The organism is Accumulibacter sp. (assembly GCF_031732815.1).
Classification (GTDB): domain Bacteria; phylum Pseudomonadota; class Gammaproteobacteria; order Burkholderiales; family Rhodocyclaceae; genus Accumulibacter.
Map to the genome: position 1 here is coordinate 1 of NZ_JAVMKF010000149.1, position 4,634 is coordinate 4,634.

The following is a 4,634-nucleotide window of genomic DNA, read 5'->3' on the forward strand; positions in this document are numbered from 1 at the left end:
GCACGCAGGAAAAGCTCTCGCTCTTCCTGCTCGGCCGCAGCTTCGCCAACCAGCAGACCGGAGACTGGGCCGCCGAGATGATGCTGGCCGGCAAAGCGCAGAACGTGGGCGGCAAGGGCACGCAGTTCCAGTCGCTCGCCGCCGGCGAACTCGCCAGCGGCGTCAAGCTGAAGAACACCCACAAGGAGCGCCTCTTCGTCGAGCTCAACTACGCCGGCAACCCGGCCAAGGCCCCCGCCGCGCGGCGCGACGCCTTCGACATCAAGCGCGAGTGGTACACCGCCGACGGCAAGGCGCTAGGCGACAGAGCGCTGAAAGTCGGCGAAACCCTGATCGTGCGCCTGAACGTGAAGACCAAGGGCCGCTACGCCAACGGCCTCGTCGTCGACTACGTGCCGGCCGGCGTCGAGATCGAGAACGCCAACATCGTGCAGGGCGAGCAGAGCAGCGTCGAGATCGCCAAGGTGGACATGCGCCAGGCCATGCAGGACACGCGCATCAAGCACGTCGAGTTCCGCGACGACCGCTTCGTGGTCGCCGCCCGCCTCGAAGGCGAGATGAACTTCTTCTACCGCGTGCGCGTGGTCACCCCCGGCAAGTTCGTGATGCCGCCGACCTACGCGGAGGATATGTACCAGCCGATGGTTTATGGGTTGGCGGGGGGCGGGGATGCTGTGGCGGTAGGAGAAGGTAAGTGAGCAAGGGGATAGCATGATTAGTTGCTTCCGAAATTGGTGTGAACGTAACGCTCCAATCTTTGATTTCGTATCGAAGATGCTATTAGGGGTTGCGGGCCTGTTTATCGCGATCCAAGCCTTCCGAATATCGTCAACGCAAGTAGAGATTCAACGAGGTCAGTTAGGGATTCAAGCTGGGCAACTCGATATTCAGAAGAGGCAAGCGGAAATACAAGCTGCACAAATTGAGATTCAAAAAACGCAAGCACGGGCTCAGTTGGCACAGCACATACCCAACTTAATTGCACGATTGGAGTTGCGGAAGGGTAGCGAGAAGAAAGACCGCATTGATGATCTGATAATCACAAATGAGGGCGGCGACATATTTTCTCCGCACTTTGACGAGTTCGTTTTTTGGATGCCGCGAGAGCTTGCAATAGAACGTGTAGATCGAGAAGGGAAGGTGATACTTCCGACTGACTTGCGTGCAGCTCTTATTCCGCTCGACGGCTATTTTCCGAGAGTCAGTTACGCATCATCAATGACGAAAGGAGAGTTGCTCCGGGTGCCGGGCCAGTCGCTAAAACGATGGGACAGCGCTGTTGCTGAGTTTGTTGCGCATAGCAGAGTAGAAGACAAGTCGTTGGTCGGGATTGTGCGTATTTTTGTTCGAGCGCGATACGCCGATAAGTTCGGTCAGTCCTATGAGCAATACATCGAAGTCTCTGGTACAGGACAAAGGCAAATTCTCGATAACGTTGGCCGGGAATTGGTTCAGCTGCATAAGAATGGAACGCCCGGGGTTAAGCGCATCTATGTGAATTCCGTTACGCCAGAAATTCTGTCAGACAATTGGGATGCGTCAGCAAACAATGAAATTTGGCGAAAGTACTATGCTCCGTAGGTAGGAGCTAATTGGGGGCAGATCTATATCGACGCCGCTCAGAGTGCTTGTCGGACAGCGAGGCGCCCCTTTTTGGCAGGCACTCGTAAAAGTCTATTGCGCAAGCATTGGAGTAGCTCTCCCCGATAGACTTTACTTAAGCTCTAAGGAGGATTGATCAAATGATACTTTTTGATGAGACAGCCGGTGTTGAGCACTTAGATGCGATGCGATCAATGTGCATTGGTCTGGCACTCTTTTTCTGCGGCGTTGGCGGATATCTCCTTACGACAGGTCTCGATAACGGAGGTTGGATGTTGTTGGCAGGCGCTGTTTCGGGCTTTGCTGCTTGGGATGCACATAAAACCCTTAAGCGAGCTGAGGATCCGAAGCTAAAGCGCAGAAAACTGGGCTATTAGGATAGTGGTCGCGATAAGAAGCAATAAAGGTCCAGAGTGAATAACGTTGTTGCTGCAAGATATTTGCTTGCGGCAATCCTCGCTCTGCTCCTCCTCGCCGACCAGCTCCTCCCGCCCCCGCTCCCCGGCAGCAGCAACCCCGCCCACCTCGCCCCGCACGCCCAGGTTGTCCTCGCCCGCGACGGCACGCCGCTGCGGGCCTTTCCCGATCGCGCGCACATCTGGCGGCATCCGGTGCGGGTGGCGGAGGTGTCGCCGCGCTATGTGGAGGCGGTGCTGGCCTACGAGGACCGCTTCTTCCGCTGGCATCCCGGCGTGAATCCGTTCGCGCTGCTGCGCGCGGCGGGGCAGTGGCTGTGGCACGGGCACATCGTCTCGGGCGGTTCGACGCTGACCATGCAGGTGGCGCGCATGCTGGAGCCGGAGGCCTACGCCTCGCGCTCGCTCGCCGCCAAGCTGCGCCAGATGGCGCGGGCGGTGCAGCTGGAGCTGCGCCTTTCCAAGACCGAGATCCTCGAGCTGTACCTCACCTATGCGCCGATGGGCGGCGTGCTCGAAGGCGTCGAGTCGGCGAGCCGCGCCTATCTCGGCAAGCCGTCGCTGGCGCTGTCGCACGCCGAGGCGGCGCTGTTGGCGGTGCTGCCGCAATCGCCCTCGCGCCTGCGGCCGGACCGCTTTCCCGAGCGCGCCCGCGAGGCGCGCGACAAGGTGCTCGATCGCCTCGTGCCGGAGTGGGGCGAGGCGACGGTGAAGGAGGCGAAGCAGGAGCCGGTGATCGCGCAGACGCTGCGCGAGCCGCTGCTGGCGCCGCTCTTCGCCGAGCGTGTGCGGAAGCTCTACCCGAAGGCGCAGCGGGTGGATACGACGCTCGATGCCGGCACGCAGGCGAGTGTCGAGCAGCTCGTCGCGGCGCGGCTGGCGGTGCTGCCGCCGCGCGTGTCGATGGCGGCGCTGGTGGTCGACAACGCCACGCTGGAGGTGCGCGCCTACGCCGGCTCGGCCGATTTTTCCGACGCCGAGCGCTTCTCGCATGTCGACATGGTGCAGGGCCGGCGCTCGCCCGGTTCGGCGCTGAAGCCCTTCCTCTACGGCCTGGCGCTGGACGAGGGGCTGATCCATTCCGAATCGCTGCTCTCCGACGTGCCGCAGTCCTTCGCCGGCTACCAGCCGGGCAACTTCCAGGCGAGCTTTTCCGGCCCGGTGGGGGTGACCGAGGCGCTGCAGAAATCGCTCAACGTGCCGGCGGTGGAAGTGCTCGACCGCCTCGGGCCGCAGCGCTTCGTCTCGCTGTTGCGGCGCGGCGGGCTGAAGCTCGATCTGCCGCGCGGCGCCGAGCCGAATCTCTCGGTGATCCTCGGCGGGGTGGCGGTGAACCTCGAAGGCATGGTCGGCGCCTACACGGCCTTCGCGCGCGGCGGCGTCGCCGGCAAGCCGCGCTATGTGGCGGATGCGCCGGTGGAGGAGGCGCGCCTGATGAGCGAGGGCGCGGCCTTCATCATCCGCGACGTGCTCGAATCCGGCGGCCCGGTGGCGCGGCAGGTGGAAGGCGGCGTCGGGGCGCGGCGCGGCATCATGTGGAAGACCGGCACCAGCTTCGGCTTCCGCGATGCGTGGGCGGTGGGCGTCAGCGACCGCTACACGGTCGGCGTCTGGGTCGGCCGCCCGGACGGCACGCCCAACCCCGGCTTCTTCGGCGCCAACGTCGCGGCGCCGATGCTGGTCGATGTGTTCTCGGCCATCGACGATTCGCGCCCGGCAAAACGTACGCCGCCGGCGAGCGTGACGCAGGCGAAGGTCTGCTGGCCGCTCGGCCTGCGGGCGGACGCCGTGCCGGCCGCGCTGTGCCACCACGAGCGCACCGCGTGGCTGCTGAACGACGCGGCGCCACCGACCTTCCCCGACCGCCTGCGCGAAGGCGCGGCACGCTACACCGACTACCGCGACGCCACCACCGGCCAGCGCGTGCGTACGGCCTGCGCGCCGGGCGAGATGAAAGCGGTGGAGATGGCCCGCTGGCCCGCCGCGCTGGAACCCTGGCTCGACGCCGCCACCCGCGAACGCGCGCTGCCGCCGGCGTGGGCGTCGGCGTGCGCTAGGGCGCAGGCGCCGGAGGCGGGGTTGAGGATTGTCAGCATTACCAACGGCGAGACGATCCGCCGCGCCGGCAGTGTCGGCGGTGCTGCTCCATCCTTAAGGCTCGAAGCCCGCGGCGGCCAGCAGGAACTGATCTGGCTGGTCGACGGCCAGCAGGTCGGCCGCGCCCCTGCCGGCAAGACCCTGCACCACGCCTTCCCCGAAGCCGGGCGGCATACGGTGACGGTGATGGACGATTCGGGAAGGTATGACCGGGTGGAGGTGAGCGTGCGGTGATTGGGGTCGTCATACCGGCGAACGCCGGTATCCAGTGCTGAGGCTGGTATGGCCACAGCGGAAAAAGTGACGCACGAACTGGACCCCGGCTTTCGCCGGGGTGACGGCTCGGGGAGGTGGGGCTCTATGGTTGTCATTCCGGCCCAATGCTTGTCATCCCGGCGAACGCGCCCCGAAGGAAGTACCCTTGGGGTGCCGGTATCCAGTCCGTCCCTCTGATATCCTCCCCGCATGAAACTCCCCTGCGTCTACATCCTCGCGAGCAAGCGCAATGGCACCCTCTAT

Annotated in this window: 3 protein-coding genes and 1 pseudogene; all 4 read left to right on the plus strand. The window is 63.9% G+C overall.

Annotated features, from left to right (window positions below; translation table 11 throughout):
* Window positions 1–698: pseudogene (locus RKP46_RS10210) on the plus strand (alpha-2-macroglobulin family protein); the annotation flags it as partial.
* A 13-nt stretch (window positions 699–711) separates the two neighbouring features.
* Complete coding sequence (locus RKP46_RS10215) at window positions 712–1,581, plus strand: hypothetical protein (protein WP_311106547.1); 870 nt, start codon at window positions 712–714, stop codon at window positions 1,579–1,581.
* Window positions 1,582–1,742: 161 nt separating this feature from the next.
* On the plus strand, window positions 1,743–1,979 hold the full coding sequence (locus RKP46_RS10220; RefSeq protein WP_311106548.1) for a hypothetical protein: 237 nt from the start codon (window positions 1,743–1,745) through the stop codon (window positions 1,977–1,979).
* 36 nt (window positions 1,980–2,015) lie between these two features.
* Complete coding sequence (pbpC, locus tag RKP46_RS10225; RefSeq protein ID WP_311106549.1) at window positions 2,016–4,349, plus strand: penicillin-binding protein 1C; 2,334 nt, start codon at window positions 2,016–2,018, stop codon at window positions 4,347–4,349.
* Window positions 4,350–4,634: the final 285 nt, after the last annotated feature.